Source organism: Streptococcus bouchesdurhonensis, assembly GCF_948472335.1.
Genome location: NZ_CAOKTW010000004.1, coordinates 268,092 through 283,554, shown reverse-complemented (window position 1 = coordinate 283,554; position 15,463 = coordinate 268,092). Strand labels below are relative to the sequence as shown.

General features: G+C 41.0%; 13 protein-coding genes and 3 pseudogenes. 13 read left to right on the top strand and 3 right to left on the bottom strand.

Annotation, left to right across the window (positions count from 1 at the left end):
• Nucleotides 1–37: 37 nt before the first annotated feature.
• Both QMQ21_RS08975 and QMQ21_RS08970 read right to left on the bottom strand, forming a co-directional pair.
• Nucleotides 38–2,296, bottom strand: a complete 2,259-nt coding sequence (locus tag QMQ21_RS08975) for an ATP-dependent Clp protease ATP-binding subunit (protein WP_138706518.1) — start codon at nucleotides 2,294–2,296, stop codon at nucleotides 38–40.
• A gap of 229 nt (nucleotides 2,297–2,525) precedes the next feature.
• Nucleotides 2,526–2,756 carry a DUF1797 family protein gene (locus tag QMQ21_RS08970; protein ID WP_000443574.1) on the bottom strand — a complete coding sequence of 77 codons (231 nt, stop codon included), beginning with the start codon at nucleotides 2,754–2,756 and terminating at the stop codon, nucleotides 2,526–2,528.
• Between the two features lie 190 nt (nucleotides 2,757–2,946).
• Here QMQ21_RS08970 and QMQ21_RS08965 point away from each other — a divergent pair, with 190 nt between their 5' ends.
• The 13 genes and pseudogenes from QMQ21_RS08965 to deoD all read left to right on the top strand — a co-directional run bounded on the left by QMQ21_RS08965 (nucleotide 2,947) and on the right by deoD (nucleotide 14,846).
• Nucleotides 2,947–3,630 carry an amino acid ABC transporter permease gene (locus QMQ21_RS08965; RefSeq protein WP_031222958.1) on the top strand — a complete coding sequence of 228 codons (684 nt, stop codon included), beginning with the start codon at nucleotides 2,947–2,949 and terminating at the stop codon, nucleotides 3,628–3,630.
• A pseudogene (locus tag QMQ21_RS08960) lies at nucleotides 3,630–4,364 on the top strand (amino acid ABC transporter ATP-binding protein). Before QMQ21_RS08965 ends, QMQ21_RS08960 begins: the two are co-directional and overlap by 1 nt.
• Nucleotides 4,365–4,517: 153 nt before the next feature.
• Entirely contained in the window at nucleotides 4,518–5,375 is an 858-nt protein-coding gene (locus tag QMQ21_RS08955; RefSeq protein WP_284525288.1) for a bifunctional methylenetetrahydrofolate dehydrogenase/methenyltetrahydrofolate cyclohydrolase, read from the top strand.
• 140 nt (nucleotides 5,376–5,515) lie between these two features.
• Nucleotides 5,516–6,388 (top strand): NAD(P)H-hydrate dehydratase, encoded by an 873-nt coding sequence (locus QMQ21_RS08950; protein ID WP_261814303.1) that lies wholly within the window; start codon nucleotides 5,516–5,518, stop codon nucleotides 6,386–6,388.
• A 281-nt stretch (nucleotides 6,389–6,669) separates the two neighbouring features.
• A complete protein-coding gene (rpiA, locus tag QMQ21_RS08945; RefSeq protein WP_000429303.1) occupies nucleotides 6,670–7,353 on the top strand; it encodes a ribose-5-phosphate isomerase RpiA in 684 nt (227 codons plus the stop codon).
• A gap of 13 nt (nucleotides 7,354–7,366) precedes the next feature.
• On the top strand, nucleotides 7,367–8,578 hold the full coding sequence (locus QMQ21_RS08940; protein WP_000033102.1) for a phosphopentomutase: 1,212 nt from the start codon (nucleotides 7,367–7,369) through the stop codon (nucleotides 8,576–8,578).
• 1 nt (nucleotide 8,579) lies between these two features.
• A pseudogene (locus QMQ21_RS08935) lies at nucleotides 8,580–9,121 on the top strand (DUF1697 domain-containing protein).
• 15 nt (nucleotides 9,122–9,136) lie between these two features.
• A complete protein-coding gene (locus tag QMQ21_RS08930) occupies nucleotides 9,137–9,946 on the top strand; it encodes a purine-nucleoside phosphorylase (protein ID WP_261814302.1) in 810 nt (269 codons plus the stop codon).
• Between the two features lie 202 nt (nucleotides 9,947–10,148).
• Entirely contained in the window at nucleotides 10,149–10,337 is a 189-nt protein-coding gene (locus tag QMQ21_RS08925; protein WP_001055454.1) for a hypothetical protein, read from the top strand.
• A gap of 64 nt (nucleotides 10,338–10,401) precedes the next feature.
• On the top strand, nucleotides 10,402–10,662 hold the full coding sequence (locus QMQ21_RS19485; protein WP_261814301.1) for a YSIRK-type signal peptide-containing protein: 261 nt from the start codon (nucleotides 10,402–10,404) through the stop codon (nucleotides 10,660–10,662).
• A gap of 418 nt (nucleotides 10,663–11,080) precedes the next feature.
• A pseudogene (locus tag QMQ21_RS19480) lies at nucleotides 11,081–12,652 on the top strand (galactose-binding domain-containing protein); the annotation flags it as partial.
• Nucleotides 12,638–13,147 carry a thiol-activated cytolysin C-terminal domain-containing protein gene (locus QMQ21_RS08910; RefSeq protein WP_029713529.1) on the top strand — a complete coding sequence of 170 codons (510 nt, stop codon included), beginning with the start codon at nucleotides 12,638–12,640 and terminating at the stop codon, nucleotides 13,145–13,147. The pseudogene QMQ21_RS19480 and the gene QMQ21_RS08910, both read left to right, overlap by 15 nt.
• Before the next feature lie 988 nt (nucleotides 13,148–14,135).
• Nucleotides 14,136–14,846 carry a purine-nucleoside phosphorylase gene (deoD, locus tag QMQ21_RS08905; RefSeq protein WP_000022091.1) on the top strand — a complete coding sequence of 237 codons (711 nt, stop codon included), beginning with the start codon at nucleotides 14,136–14,138 and terminating at the stop codon, nucleotides 14,844–14,846.
• A 94-nt stretch (nucleotides 14,847–14,940) separates the two neighbouring features.
• Here the strand turns inward: deoD and QMQ21_RS08900 are convergent, their stop codons facing one another.
• Nucleotides 14,941–15,453 carry a DNA topology modulation protein gene (locus QMQ21_RS08900; protein WP_000684198.1) on the bottom strand — a complete coding sequence of 171 codons (513 nt, stop codon included), beginning with the start codon at nucleotides 15,451–15,453 and terminating at the stop codon, nucleotides 14,941–14,943.
• Nucleotides 15,454–15,463 lie beyond the last annotated feature (10 nt).

Sequence of the window (15,463 nt, the reverse complement as noted above, 5' to 3'; positions counted from 1 at the left end):
CAGAAAATTTTCATTTTCTACTCCTTTTCTATAGGATTTATACTTCTTTTTCATAAGTTTTTACTTCAACTTTTTTGGCAGACTTAATTTGAATGTTTCCCTTGCTAGTCAGAACTGCTTTGAGGTCTTTTTCGCTTGGATTTTCAAGGTAGTAGTCAGTGATTGCGTCCTCAATATAGTCTTGAATAGTCCGACGAAGTGGGCGTGCTCCCATTTTTGGATCATAACCTAGGTCAACCAGCTTTTCCTTGACCTTGTCAGTTACATCCAAATGAATGTTGTTGCTAGAGAGGCGCTTGTTAACATCTGCTAGCATGAGCTCGACAATCTGAAGGAGATTATCCTTGCTGAGAGCCTTAAATTCGATAATGCCATCAAAACGGTTCATAAACTCTGGGCTAAAGAAGTTGCCGAGTTCACCGAGAACAGAGTTGGTACGTCCTTCTCTAGTAGCCCCAAATCCAACGTTGGCTTCAGACTTACCTGTACCTGCATTTGAGGTCATGATAATGATGGCATCCTTGAAGCTAACGGTCCGTCCTTGCCCATCTGTCAAACGACCATCGTCCAAGACTTGTAGAAACATGTGCATAACATCTGGGTGAGCTTTTTCCACTTCATCGAGAAGGATGAGAGAATATGGATTGCGGCGAACTTTTTCAGTTAATTGACCAGCCTCATCATAGCCAACATAACCTGGAGGAGCGCCGACCAACTTAGCCACACTGTGTTTTTCCATGTATTCACTCATATCAAAGCGAATCATACTATCAGCAGAACCAAAGAGTTCGATAGCTAATTGTTTGGAAAGTTCTGTCTTACCGACCCCAGTTGGTCCGACAAAGAGGAAGCTTCCAATTGGACGGTTAGGCGTACCAAGACCGACACGATTACGGCGAATAGCCTTAGCAATCTTATCGACTGCATCATCTTGGCCAATAATATGAGACTTGAGATCTTCGGCTAGATGGATGAGTTGAGATTGTTCTTTCTCTTTTAAATCACCAACAGGGATGTTGGTTTTCTGCTCAATAATATGCTCAATGGTTTTTTCACTGATGATTGGAGTATCCTGGTCTGTGACCTTTTTCTTTTGCATTTCCTTATATTTGGCAATCTGGTCACGGAAGTAGGCGGCTTTTTCAAAATCTTCTTCTCGTGTAGCTTGAGACTTGAGATTTTCAGCCTCAATCAAGCGCTGATCAATGACTTTAGGGTCTACAAAATTCAAGGTCAAATTCATCTTAGAACCAGCTTCATCTAGGAGGTCAATGGCCTTGTCAGGTAAGAAGCGATCTTGGATGTAACGATTGGAAAGAGTTGCAGCTGCTTCAATTGCAGCATCGGTATATTGAACGTGGTGGTAGTCTTCGTATTTCTTTTGAATCCCTTTGAGGATAGTGATTGTTTCTTCCACCGTTGGTTCATCAACCTTGACAGGCTGCATACGACGCTCGAGGGCAGCATCCTTTTCAATGATACGGTATTCATTGAGGGTAGTAGCGCCGACCAGTTGCAGTTCCCCACGAGCAAGGGCTGGCTTGAGGATATTTCCTGCGTCCATATTACCATCACTCGCAGAACCAGCACCGACAATTTCATGGATTTCATCGATAAAGAGGATGATGTCCTCACGTTTGCGAATTTCTTCCATGAGTTTTTGCATGCGTTCTTCAAATTGTCCACGGATCCCCGTTCCTTGCACCAAGCTAACCACATCCAGACGGATGACTTGTTTACCTTGGAGTTTATGTGGAACATCGCCATCAACGATTTTCTGAGCTAGACCTTCGACAACGGCCGTTTTTCCGACACCCGGTTCACCGATAAGAACAGGATTATTCTTGGTTCTACGATTGAGAATCTCGATGACACGGATAATCTCATTGTCGCGCCCAATAACGGGGTCAATGTCTCCACGACGGGCAATCTCAGTTACGTTGATACCAAATTCTTCCAGCAGGCCTTTTTCTTGGCTTGCTGGTGGAGTTTGAGCAGAACCACGATTTTGGGAACCATAACCGCCGTTTCCACCGTAACCTCCACCTGATTGGGTTGGGGGAATAGGAGGAGTATTGCTAGAAGGTCTGAAATTGTTTAGGTCATTGAAAAAATCACCAAAGGGATCGAAGTCACGATTGTTCAGATCCGTCATACCTTTGAAGAGGCTATTGTTAGGATCTGTTTTGATAATCTTGTAGCAGTTTTGACAGAGGTCAATTTGTTTTTGTTTTCCATTGAGATTGGTGTAAAGATGAATTGTTGAGTCGTTGATTTTACAGTTTTGACAAAGCATACATCTACCTCATTTCTTTCTTTATCCTGATCTGTTTAAAGGTCAAAAATAGTCAAATTCCTATACTCTCATTATAACAGGATTGGGGTGTAAAGCAAGTAAAAAGATTGCAGCTTTGAAAAGTTGTTACAATGAAAATTTTTGTGAATTTGGACTATAAAAAAATCCTATTTGTGAGACAAAAAGGATTTTGGTTAGACATGCAGGGACAATCCCAGCTTGTTTTAGATTAGTAGAGAAGTTCGTAAATCTCCATTGCAATTAAGTCAATGCTATCAAACGTATACGTTTCGCGAGCTTCTACGTCACGAAGGGTAAAGATTGAGCCGTTTTCTTCGTCGTGGCTGTACGCAACTTCTGCAACAACAACTCCTTCACGTTCAAAATTACGTTTTAAATTTCCGCCATCGTTTGCCATTGCTTCAAGGCGGTTGATGATTCTAACCAAATGTGATTCCATTTTGATTCTCCTTCATTTCTTATCGTTACTATTTTACCATAAAGGAGGCCAACTTGACTAGAAAAAAACTAAGATTTCTCGCTAATTCTGCTAGTTTAAAGATTTTTAAATAAATTGGATAAAAGATTTGAATTTTAATTCAATATACGTTATAATCATACAGTATTCTATTTTAGAAAGCAGTGTGACTATGAATTTTTCTTTTTTACCTAAGTATTTACCTTATTTTAACTATGGGGCTGTTGTGACGGTTCTTATTTCTATCTGTGTTGTCATTTTGGGAACCATTTTGGGGGTTGTCTTGGCTTTTGGGCAACGTTCAAAGTTTAAACCGCTTGTTTGGCTGGCCAACTTGTACGTTTGGATTTTCCGTGGGACACCGATGATGGTTCAGATTATGATTACCTTTGCTCTTATGCACATCAATGCTCCGACTATTCAGGTTGGGATTTTGGGTGTTGATCTTTCTCGTCTGATTCCAGGGATTTTGATTATTTCTATGAACAGTGGTGCTTATGTTTCTGAGACTGTTCGTGCTGGGATTAATGCGGTTCCTAAGGGGCAGTTAGAGGCGGCCTATTCTTTAGGGATTCGTCCTAAAAATGCGATGCGTTATGTGATTTTGCCACAAGCAATCAAAAATATCTTGCCAGCATTGGGGAACGAATTTATCACCATTATCAAGGACAGCTCCCTCTTATCAGCTATTGGGGTCATGGAGTTGTGGAATGGGGCTACAACAGTTTCTACAACAACCTATCTACCTTTAACACCACTTTTATTTGCAGCATTTTACTACTTGATTATGACCTCTATTCTGACAGTAGCCTTGAAAGCTTTTGAAAAACATATGGGACAAGGAGATAAGAAATAATGACAGAAATCTTGATAAAAATTGAAAATTTACATAAATCTTTTGGAAAGAATGAAGTATTGAAGGGCATCAACCTCGAGATTAAAAGAGGAGAAGTTGTCGTTATCATCGGTCCTTCGGGGAGCGGGAAATCTACCTTGCTTCGCTCTATGAATTTGTTGGAGGAAGCAACCAAGGGGAAGGTTATCTTTGAGGGAGTCGATATTACGGACAAGAAGAATGACCTCTTTGCCATGCGTGAGAAGATGGGCATGGTTTTCCAACAATTTAATCTCTTTCCTAATATGACTGTGATGGAAAATATTACCTTGTCACCTATCAAGACCAAAGGTGAAAGCAAGGCAGTTGCTGAGAAGAGAGCTCAAGAGCTGTTGGAAAAAGTTGGTTTGTAGGATAAGGCAGACGCTTATCCACAGAGTTTGTCAGGTGGGCAGCAGCAACGGATTGCTATCGCGCGTGGGTTGGCTATGGAACCAGATGTTTTACTCTTTGACGAGCCAACTTCAGCCTTGGATCCTGAAATGGTGGGTGAGGTATTGGCTGTTATGCAAGATCTAGCCAAGTCAGGAATGACCATGGTTATCGTAACACATGAGATGGGATTTGCCCGTGAGGTGGCAGATCATGTCATCTTTATGGCAGACGGTGTGGTTGTTGAAGACGGAATACCTGAACAGATTTTTGAACAAACCCAAGAACAACGGACTAAAGACTTCTTGAGTAAGGTTTTATAATCTATTTTAAAATTTCAAGACAAGATTAGTGAAAAGCTCAACCAGAGCTTTTTCTTATAGTTTGAAACTATAGGATAGCCTAGGAAATAAGTGTTAGGGGGTGCAGGCAGTTTTTGCTATAATGGAAGATATTTGAAAGAAAAGAGAAGTGATATGACACAGATCATTGATGGGAAAGCATTAGCGGTCAAATTGCAGGGGCAATTGGCTGAAAAGACTGCAAAATTAAAGGAAGAAACAGGTCTAGTACCTGGTTTGGTAGTGATTTTGGTTGGGGATAATCCAGCCAGCCAAGTCTACGTTCGCAACAAGGAGAGGTCAGCTCTTGCGGCTGGTTTCCGTAGCGAAGTAGTGCGAGTTCCAGAGACCATTGCTCAAGAGGAATTGTTAGACCTGATTGCTAAATATAATCAGGATCCAGCTTGGCATGGGATTTTGGTCCAGTTGCCATTACCAAAACACATTGATGAAGAGGCGGTTCTATTGTCTATTGATCCAGAAAAGGATGTGGATGGGTTCCATCCCTTAAACATGGGGCGTCTCTGGTCTGGTCATCCAGTCATGATTCCTTCGACACCTGCAGGAATTATGGAAATGTTTCATGAATATGGGATTGAATTAGAAGGTAAAAATGCGGTCGTCATCGGTCGTTCAAACATTGTTGGAAAACCCATGGCCCAGCTTCTTTTAGCCAAAAATGCAACAGTAACCTTGACCCATTCACGCACCCATAATCTTGCCAAGGTGGCTGCTAAAGCAGATATTCTGGTGGTCGCAATCGGTCGTGCTAAGTTTGTGACTCCTGATTTTGTCAAACCAGGTGCGGTAGTCATTGATGTTGGGATGAATCGTGATGAAAATGGCAAGCTTTGTGGGGATGTGGATTATGAGGCAGTTGCACCACTTGCTAGTCATATCACGCCAGTCCCTGGAGGTGTCGGTCCTATGACCATTACCATGCTGATGGAGCAAACTTATCAGGCGGCAGTTCGGACATTGGATAGAAAATAAGAGAAAAATCGCTGAAGAGAGTGTATTTTCTATAGCTATATCTGAAATGGCAGAAATGAGTATTAAATTTTAGATATAAGATTACAAAAGGAGGTCTGCGCCTCCTTTTTGTTGTATAATAAAAGCGAGAGGAAAAAACGATGAAAGTGATTGATCAAACTTTACTAGAAAAAGTTATTATTGAACGTTCTCGTACAAGTCATAAAGGAGACCATGGTCGTCTGCTGCTGCTTGGTGGCACTTATCCTTATGGAGGTGCTATCATCATGGCTGCACTAGCTGCTGTTAAGAGTGGTGCAGGATTGGTGACCGTTGGAACGGACAGGGAAAATATTCCAGCTCTGCACAGCCATTTACCTGAGGCTATGGCATTTTCTCTTCAAGACAAGCAATTGTTAAAAGAGCAGTTGGAGAAGGCAGAAGTTGTCTTGCTGGGACCTGGTTTAGGAGACGATGCTTTTGGAGAAGATCTAGTCAAACAGGTCTTTGCTAGCTTAAAACAGAATCAGATTTTGATTGTAGATGGTGGTGCCCTGACCATTCTTGCTAGGACAAGTTTGTCGTTTCCGTCTAACCAGCTTATCCTAACTCCCCACCAAAAAGAATGGGAAAAGCTGTCTGGTATTGCTATTGAAAAGCAAAAGGAAGATGCAACAGCTAGTGCCCTGACTTCATTTCCTCAAGGAACAATTTTGGTGGAGAAAGGTCCTACTACTCGTATTTGGCAAGCTAGCCAATCTGATTATTACCAGTTACAGGTCGGCGGTCCCTATCAGGCGACTGGGGGGATGGGAGATACTCTTGCTGGAATGATTGCAGGATTTGCAGGCCAATTCCGACAGGCCAGTCTCTACGAATGTGTGACGGTAGCGACCCATCTTCATTCAGCTATTGCCCAAGAACTAGCTCAAGAACAGTATGTGGTTTTGCCAACGGAGATTAGTAATTGTATTCCTAAAGTAATGAAAATTATTTGTCAACAAGAGAGGGTAAGCAAAGATAAACTTGTTTAAAATAGATAGATAAACCCACTTCCTTCTCTTAATTTATGATTCTTGAAATGCGCCTGCTTTAATGCTAAACTAGACGTATCAAAGTTAAGGTCTTGTTTTTGGAACTGGAAAGAGATGAACAAAGCAAATACATAAAAGATAAATTCATTTTTATTCGTTTTATAAAAATAAAATGCATGTTTTCAAAGGAAGATTGATAAAAAATGTAAATTTGATCTTTTTACTTGAATAAAAAGCGATTTCATAGTAGAATAAGAACTGAGAATGATGGAGGTAAATCGGTGGAAAATCTGAAGAAAATGGCAGGTATCAAGGCTGCTGAGTTCGTGAGCGATGGAATGGTCGTTGGACTTGGAACAGGCTCGACTGCCTATTATTTTGTAGAAGAAATCGGTCGTCGTATCAAGGAAGAAGGATTGCAGATTACAGCTGTAACAACTTCTAGTGTGACCACTAAACAGGCAGAAGGCCTTAATATCCCGCTCAAGTCTATTGACCAAGTAGACTTTGTCGATGTGACGGTTGATGGCGCGGATGAAGTGGATAGTCAGTTTAACGGAATCAAAGGCGGTGGTGGTGCCCTTCTCATGGAAAAGGTGGTCGCAACACCATCAAAAGAATACATTTGGGTGGTGGATGAAAGCAAGCTGGTCGAAAAACTAGGTGCTTTTAAATTGCCAGTAGAAGTGGTTCAGTATGGCGCAGAACAAGTCTTTCGTCGTTTTGAGCGAGCTGGCTACAAACCAAGTTTCCGTGAAAAAGACGGCCAACGTTTTGTGACGGATATGCAGAATTTTATCATTGACCTCGCCTTGGATGTCATTGAAAATCCAATTGCTTTTGGACAAGAATTGGACCATGTCGTTGGTGTTGTGGAGCATGGTTTATTCAACCAAATGGTGGATAAGGTAATCGTTGCTGGACGAGATGGAGTTCAGATTTCAACTTCAAAAAAAGGAAAATAGAAGGGGGCATAAGATGTCTAAATTTAATCGTATTCATTTGGTGGTACTGGATTCTGTAGGAATCGGTGCAGCACCAGATGCTAATAACTTTGTCAATGCAGGGGTTCCAGATGGAGCTTCTGACACACTGGGACACATTTCAAAAACAGTTGGTTTGAATGTCCCAAACATGGCTAAAATAGGTCTTGGAAATATTCCTCGTGAAACTCCTCTTAAGACTGTAGCAGCTGAAAGCAATCCAACTGGATATGCAACAAAATTAGAGGAAGTATCTCTTGGTAAGGATACTATGACTGGACACTGGGAAATCATGGGACTCAACATTACTGAGCCTTTCGATACTTTCTGGAACGGATTCCCAGAAGAAATCCTGACAAAAATCGAAGAATTCTCAGGACGCAAGGTTATTCGTGAAGCCAACAAACCTTATTCAGGAACGGCTGTTATCGATGATTTTGGACCACGTCAGATGGAAACTGGAGAGTTGATTATCTATACTTCAGCTGACCCTGTTTTGCAGATTGCTGCCCACGAAGACATTATTCCTTTGGATGAATTGTACCGTATCTGTGAATACGCTCGTTCGATTACCCTTGAGCGTCCTGCCCTTCTTGGTCGCATCATTGCTCGCCCTTATGTAGGTGAACCAGGTAACTTCACTCGTACGGCAAACCGTCGTGACTTGGCTGTATCTCCATTTTCCCCAACTGTTTTGGATAAATTGAATGAGGCTGGTATCGATACTTATGCTGTGGGTAAAATCAACGATATCTTTAACGGTGCTGGTATCAACCATGACATGGGTCACAACAAGTCAAATAGTCATGGAATTGATACACTATTGAAGACTATGGGACTTGCTGAGTTTGAAAAAGGATTCTCATTCACAAACCTAGTTGACTTTGATGCCCTTTACGGCCATCGTCGTAATGCTCACGGTTACCGTGATTGTTTGCATGAGTTTGATGAACGCTTACCTGAAATTATCGCAGCTATGAGAGAGAATGACCTTCTCTTGATTACTGCGGACCATGGAAATGACCCAACGTATGCAGGAACGGATCACACTCGGGAATATATTCCATTGTTGGCCTATAGCCCTGCCTTTAAAGGAAATGGTCTCATTCCAGTAGGACATTTTGCAGATATTTCAGCGACTGTTGCCGATAACTTTGGTGTGGAAACTGCTATGATTGGGGAAAGTTTCTTAGATAAATTGGTATAAGATGACGCGCTATGCTTTGCTGGTGAGAGGTATCAATGTTGGTGGTAAGAATAAGGTCGTCATGGCGGAGCTTCGTCAAGAATTGACAAACTTGGGACTGGAAAAGGTTGAGAGCTACATCAATAGTGGCAATATTTTCTTTACTTCGATAGATTCCAAAGCCCAATTGGTTGAAAAGCTAGAGACTTTCTTTGCAGTCCATTATCCATTTATTCAGAGCTTTTCTTTACTGAGTCTAGAGGACTTTGAGGCGGAACTTGAAAATCTACCAGCTTGGTGGAACAGAGACTTGGCACGAAAAGATTTTCTCTTTTACACTGAGGGTTTGGATGTGGACCAAGTCATCGCGACAGTTGAAAGTTTAGAGCTGAAAGATGAAGTGCTTTATTTTGGAAAACTTGGGATTTTCTGGGGAAATTTTCTGAAGAAACCTACTCTAAAACTGCCTATCACAAGGATCTGCTCAAGATGCCTTTCTATCGCCACATTACCATTCGCAATGCTAAAACTTTTGAAAAAATCGGTCAAATGCTAAAAAAATAATAAAGGAGACACACAATGACATTTTTAAACAAAATCCATGAAACAGCTGCTTTCCTGAAAGACAAGGGAATTCAAGCGCCTGAGTTCGGTCTAATCCTTGGATCAGGACTGGGAGAACTGGCAGAAGAAATCGAAAATCCAGTTGCAGTAGACTATGCTGAGATTCCAAACTGGGGCCGCTCTACAGTAGTCGGTCACGCTGGTAAATTAGTATATGGTGACCTTGCAGGTCGCAAGGTCTTGGCTCTTCAAGGTCGTTTCCATTTTTACGAAGGAAATCCTCTGGAGATCGTGACTTTCCCAGTACGTGTCATGAAAGTTCTTGGATGTGAAGGTGTCATTGTAACCAATGCAGCTGGTGGTATTGGATATGGTCCTGGTACTTTGATGGCTATCTCAGACCATATCAACATGACGGGGCAAAATCCATTGATGGGTGAAAACTTGGATGACTTTGGTCCACGTTTCCCAGATATGTCTAAGGCCTACACTCCAGAATACCGTGCTACTGCCCATGAAGTTGCTAAAAAACTTGATATCAAGCTTGATGAAGGTGTCTATATCGGTGTTACTGGTCCAACTTATGAAACACCAGCAGAAATCCGTGCCTATAAGACACTGGGAGCAGATGCAGTTGGTATGTCTACGGTTCCTGAAGTTATCGTGGCAGCCCACTCTGGCTTGAAAGTTCTAGGAATTTCATGTATTACTAACTTTGCGGCTGGTTTCCAAGAAGAACTCAATCACGAAGAAGTTGTAGAAGTAACCGAACGTGTCAAAGGTGACTTTAAAGGCTTGCTTAAAGCGATTCTTGCAGAATTGTAAGAAAAAAGATTTAAAAGGGAGAATGCCTCTTTCCTTTCATGGTTGACTATTCGGAACAAAGAAGAAACATAGGTAGACTATGGGTTTCTTCCTACTCTTGTAACTGAAAGAGTCTGATAGTTAGCATTGTGAAAGACAAGATTCTAGGATACTAGCATTAGCTTCCTAGCCAAGCAGACTAGTATGATAAGAAGAGATAAGAATGAATTTATACTCAATGAAAATCAAAGAGCAAACTAGGAAGTTAGCCGCAGGTTGCTCAAAACACAGTTTTGAGGTTGTAGATAAGACTGACGAAGTCAGTGACCATATCTACGGTCAGGCGACGCTGACGTGGTTTGAAGAGATTTTCGAAGAGTATTACTTTCTGAATTTCTCAGTCTTGTCCTAGATAGGGGACAAGGAGATTTAGTTTGAGTCTGCTTATAAATAAACGAAAAGAAAGATAAGAAATAATGAAAATTGGTCAACGAATGATGCGTTTTGGCATAAAAAAATTAAGTATCGGAGTTGTATCTGTTGCAGTCGGCTTCGCATTTCTAGCTCCAGCTGGAATTTCAGCCAATGAACTAAAGCAAGATGTAACATCTGAAGTGGCAACAAGAGTGCTAGATTCTAAGGAGGAATTGAGAGAGCCAGAAAATGTTGCTCCAAAACTAGAAACTCCTCTTACAGAGGAGTCAATACTAGCTCCTCAACCGCTTCCAAGCAAGTGAAGTTCTTGAAAACAAAAGGGAAGAGTCAAAAGTAGAGATAACAGAGCTTACTCAAGACTCACCTATTCATGCTCCTGTAGAAGAAACTAAAGAGGAAGTTGTGACAGAAAAACCAACAAATACTCGTTCTCTAACAGCAGAAGATTTGGTGAAGATTTCCAAAGGGGAATTGCATTTAGAAAATGATTTGATTGATGAATCTCTCTATGGTGAAAAAGTTCTTGATTTGGAAGGGGATGATGACCAAGATGGCATCAAAAACAAAGATGAACTTTATGTGTACAACAAAGATGGTAAGGATTATCTAGGATATAACAGTCATCCCTTGCTAGCAGACAGTGATGGGGATGGTTTGGCAGATGGGGAAGACGACAATAAGAAAGAATGGTATGTCACAGACCGTGATTCTCTTCTCTTTATGGAGTTAGCCTATCGAGACGATGATTATATTGAGAAAATTTTAGATCATAAGAATCCTTTCCCTAGTTTCTATCTTGACCGTCAAGAATACAAACTCATGCACAATGAATTGGCTCCTTTCTGGAAGATGAAAAAAGCATACCATACAGATAGTGGCTTGGATGCTTTCTTATTTGAGACCAAGAGCGACCTTCCTTATCTCAAAGATGGAACGGTGCACATGTTGGCTATTCGTGGAACAAGACGGAATGATGCGAAAGATTTAAGTGCAGATTTTGTTTTGTTAGGAGGAAATAAACCAGCGCAAGCGGATGATATCCGCAAGGTTGTTGGGGAATTAGTTAAGGATACAAGTATTACGAAATTGTATATGACAGGTCATTCTCTTGGAGGCTACCTAGCTCAGATTGCAGCGGTTGAAGCTTACCAAAAATATCCTGATTTTTATAACCATGTATTACGGAAAGTGACGACTTTCAGTGCTCCTAAAGTGATTACTTCCAGAACGGTTTGGAATGCTAAGAATGGTTTCTGGGATGTTGGTTTGGAAAGCCGTAAACTAGCTGTTAGTGGAAAAATTAAGCATTATGTGGTTGATAATGATAATGTTGTGACTCCCTTGATTCATAATGATCGTGATATTGTTACATTTACAGGTAATTCACGCTTTAAACACCGTTCTCGTGGCTATTTTGAAAGTCGAATGAATGATATTCCTAACTTTAATATTGGTAAACGAGCTACCTTGGATAAACATGGTTATCGTGATCCGAAATTGGATAAAGTGCGCTTCTTTAAGAAACAGGCTCTGCCTCAATCTGCTAGTCAACCAAGCGCTGAACCAATGGAAAATATTGCCTTAGGGAAACAGGTTACTCAAAGTTCGACAGCTTTCGGAGGAGATGCTAGAAGAGTTGTGGATGGCAAAGTTGATGGTAACTATGGTCACAATTCTGTCACTCATACCAGCTTCCAATCTAAACCTTGGTGGCAAGTAGATTTGGCTAAAGAAGAAACCATTCGCCAAATCAATATTTACAACCGCACAGACACTGCCCAGGATAGATTGGCAAACTTTGATGTCATTCTTTTAGACAGTTCTGGTAAAGAAATTGAGAGAAAACGCATAACATCTCTTAAAGATGTGTCAGCACAAATTGCGATTAACCATAAAAAAGCGCGCTATGTTCGGATTGAGCTAGAAGGCTATAATGCCCTCAGTCTTGCAGAAGTCCAAGTATATCGTGCTGAGAATATCGCTTGGAAAAAACAAGCTAAGCAAAGTTCTACTGATTTTGGTGGAGATGCTAGTCGTGCCTTGGATGGCAATACCAATAGTAGTTATAGCCAGCAATCAATTACCCATACAAAATTTGAAAACCAGCCTTGGTGGGAAGTTGATTTAGGTCGTACAGAACAGGTAGGACTTGTTCGCCTTCATAACCGTGGGGATGGAGAGCTTTCTAAACGTCTGTCAGACTTTGATGTGATTTTATATGATGAAAAAGGGAAAGAAGTTGCTAGACAGTATGTTGCTAAACTTGACGGAACGAGCTTGGATGTTCAATTAAATGGGAAATTGGGACGCCGTGTTCGTGTGCAACTACGTAAGAACAATCAAGCCCTCAGTCTTGCAGAAGTAGAAGTTTTCCGCTTTATCGCTACGAATGGTGAGACGGCGACACAAGTTTCTAAGCCAGTTCAACCAATCAGTCAAACGCCTGTGAAAGACAAAACATTGACAATTCAACATAGTGGAGCTTATATTGCCCGCTACTCTATAACTTGGGAAGAAGTTACAGTAGACAAAGATGGAAACCAAGTTGTTCGTAGTCGTTCTTGGGAAGGAAACGGTCGCAACCAGACTGCAGGTTTTGTCCTCAACCTCCCAATCAAAGGAAACATGAGAAATCTGCGAATTAAGATTGAGAAAAAGACAGGTCTACTATGGAATAGATGGCAAACAATCTATGAAAACAGACCAATTTTAGCTCAACCCCACCGTAAAATTACCCATTGGGGAACAACATTAAATTCTAAGATTTCTGATGACGATGTCTTGTAATCTGATGATACAATGACAGTTAGATGATTTAGTTCATAAGAGAAGTACTACCTGAGCTTGAATAGAACTCAGGTAGCTCTCTGTGAAAGAACAAAATTAATACTCAATGAAAATCAAAGAGTAAACTAGGAAACTAGCCGCAGGCTGCTCAAAGCACTGCTTTGAGGTTGTAGATATAACTGACGAAGTCAGCTCAAAACACTGTTTTGAGGTTGTGGATAGAACTGACGAAGTCAGCTCAAAACACTGTTTTGAGGTTGTGGATAGAACTGACGAAGTCAGTAACCATACCTACGGCAAGGCGACGTTGACGTGATTTGAAGAGATTTTCAAAGAGTATAAACAGAAAGGTAGAGCGCGTGTTCTAATTTGAACATGAGCGGAAAAACTTAGAAAGGAAGGGGAGTTCGGGTTTGAATTGAATCCGATCTACTCTTCTCAATATTATCAAAATTAAGAAAGGAATTGAACCCATCATAAAAGCAGTGGGAAAAGATAGTTGGTCTAGCGAGCATCGCTCACTGCGCCCCACTCCTATTTTCCCTTTGGCTTTTTAACGAGTTTGGTATCTTTCTCAATATAAAATATAAAAAAGAAAGGTAGAGCATGTGTTTTGATTTGAACACGAGCGGAAAACTTTTCTAAAAACTCAGAAGAGAAGGGGAGTTCGGGTTTGAATTGAATCCGGTCTAATCTTCTCAATATCATCAAAGTTAAGAAAGAAAGGAATTGACCCCACCCTAAAAGCAGTGGGAAAAAGATAGTTGGTCTAGCGAGCATCGCTCACTGCACTCAACTCCTATTTTCCCTTTGCTTTTTGACGGGTTTGGTATCTTTCTCAATATAAAATAAAGAAAGGTAGAGCGTGTGTTCTGATTTGAACACGAGCGGAAAACTTGGAAAATAGATAATCTGACTGAAAAATCAGGATTTCTCGTCAGATTCCTAATTTTCAGTCGTTTTCTTGTCGCTCTTTGTATCATAAATTATGTCTATCCATATTGCTGCTCAGCAGGGTGAAATTGCTGATAAAATTCTTCTTCCTGGGGATCCTCTTCGTGCTAAGTTTATTGCGGAGAATTTCCTTGAAGATGCTGTTTGTTTTAACGAAGTGCGTAACATGTTTGGTTACACTGGTACTTACAAGGGCCACCGTGTATCTGTTATGGGAACTGGGATGGGAATGCCATCTATTTCGATTTATGCGCGTGAGTTGATTGTTGACTACGGTGTGAAGAAATTGATTCGTGTGGGAACTGCGGGTTCTTTGAATGAAGATGTTCACGTCCGTGAATTGGTTTTGGCTCAGGCAGCTGCAACCAACTCTAACATCATCCGCAATGACTGGCCACAGTACGATTTCCCACAAATCGCTAGCTTTGATTTGCTAGATAAGGCTTACCATATCGCCAAAGAACTCGGTATGACCACCCACGTTGGGAACGTTTTGTCTTCTGATGTCTTTTATTCAAACTACTTTGAAAAGAACATCGAGCTTGGTAAATGGGGAGTCAAGGCTGTGGAAATGGAAGCAGCAGCTCTTTACTATCTGGCTGCTCAGCACCATGTTGATGCGCTTGCTATCATGACCATATCTGATAGTTTGGTCAATCCAGACGAAGACACAACTGCAGAAGAACGCCAAAATACCTTCACAGATATGATGAAGGTTGGTCTAGAAACCTTGATTGCTGAATAAAAGAGAACACAAAAGGAAGACTTTCTGGATGAAAATCTTCCTTTTTTAGTCATTCAGTTCATACTGTGACCTTAATGAAATGTTGCTCTATCGTCTATTTTTTAAGAGATTGCAAGAAATAATCAATCTCTGCTTGAGAATGGAGAATACGCATCTTTTCTGGGTAAGTATTGTTTAAATATTGGTATCTATCCTTAGCATTTTTTGTTCGACCATCCCAGAGAATCCAACGAATAAATTCCCAGTTGAATTGCTCGGGGCATCCCTTAGCCATACTTTCTCTGACTTTTCCCCGGTATTTAAGATAACGCTTAAAAGCTCGAAAGAGACAGGTAAATGGTGAAAAATTGAGAAAGATGATTTGGTCAGCTTCCTGCATTCTTTCCTCATAAAAACACCAAGAATAATTACCATCGATGACCCAAGCTTCATGCTTGGTGAGAAAATTTTTCATCTCGGTTAACATCCAATCACGGTCACTGTCTTGCCAACCAGGTTGAAATTGGAGTGTGTCCATATGAAGTTTTGGGATGGAGTAGTAGAGAGATAACTTTTCAGCTAGCGTTGACTTACCAGCACCAGAATATCCGATAATTGCAATTTTCATTTTCTACCTT

Bases quoted from the DNA above. Each gene is read 5' to 3' on its own strand.
- QMQ21_RS08900 (WP_000684198.1), bottom strand. From the start codon at position 15,453: ATGAAAATTGCAATTATCGGATATTCTGGTGCTGGTAAGTCAACGCTA.
- QMQ21_RS19485 (WP_261814301.1), top strand. From the start codon at position 10,402: ATGAAAATTGGTCAACGAATGATGCGTTTTGGCATAAAAAAATTAAGT.
- QMQ21_RS08950 (WP_261814303.1), top strand. From the start codon at position 5,516: ATGAAAGTGATTGATCAAACTTTACTAGAAAAAGTTATTATTGAACGT.
- QMQ21_RS08955 (WP_284525288.1), top strand. From the start codon at position 4,518: ATGACACAGATCATTGATGGGAAAGCATTAGCGGTCAAATTGCAGGGG.
- QMQ21_RS08970 (WP_000443574.1), bottom strand. From the start codon at position 2,756: ATGGAATCACATTTGGTTAGAATCATCAACCGCCTTGAAGCAATGGCA.
- QMQ21_RS08930 (WP_261814302.1), top strand. From the start codon at position 9,137: ATGACATTTTTAAACAAAATCCATGAAACAGCTGCTTTCCTGAAAGAC.
- QMQ21_RS08940 (WP_000033102.1), top strand. From the start codon at position 7,367: ATGTCTAAATTTAATCGTATTCATTTGGTGGTACTGGATTCTGTAGGA.
- QMQ21_RS08975 (WP_138706518.1), bottom strand. From the start codon at position 2,296: ATGCTTTGTCAAAACTGTAAAATCAACGACTCAACAATTCATCTTTAC.
- deoD (WP_000022091.1), top strand. From the start codon at position 14,136: ATGTCTATCCATATTGCTGCTCAGCAGGGTGAAATTGCTGATAAAATT.
- QMQ21_RS08925 (WP_001055454.1), top strand. From the start codon at position 10,149: ATGAATTTATACTCAATGAAAATCAAAGAGCAAACTAGGAAGTTAGCC.
- QMQ21_RS08965 (WP_031222958.1), top strand. From the start codon at position 2,947: ATGAATTTTTCTTTTTTACCTAAGTATTTACCTTATTTTAACTATGGG.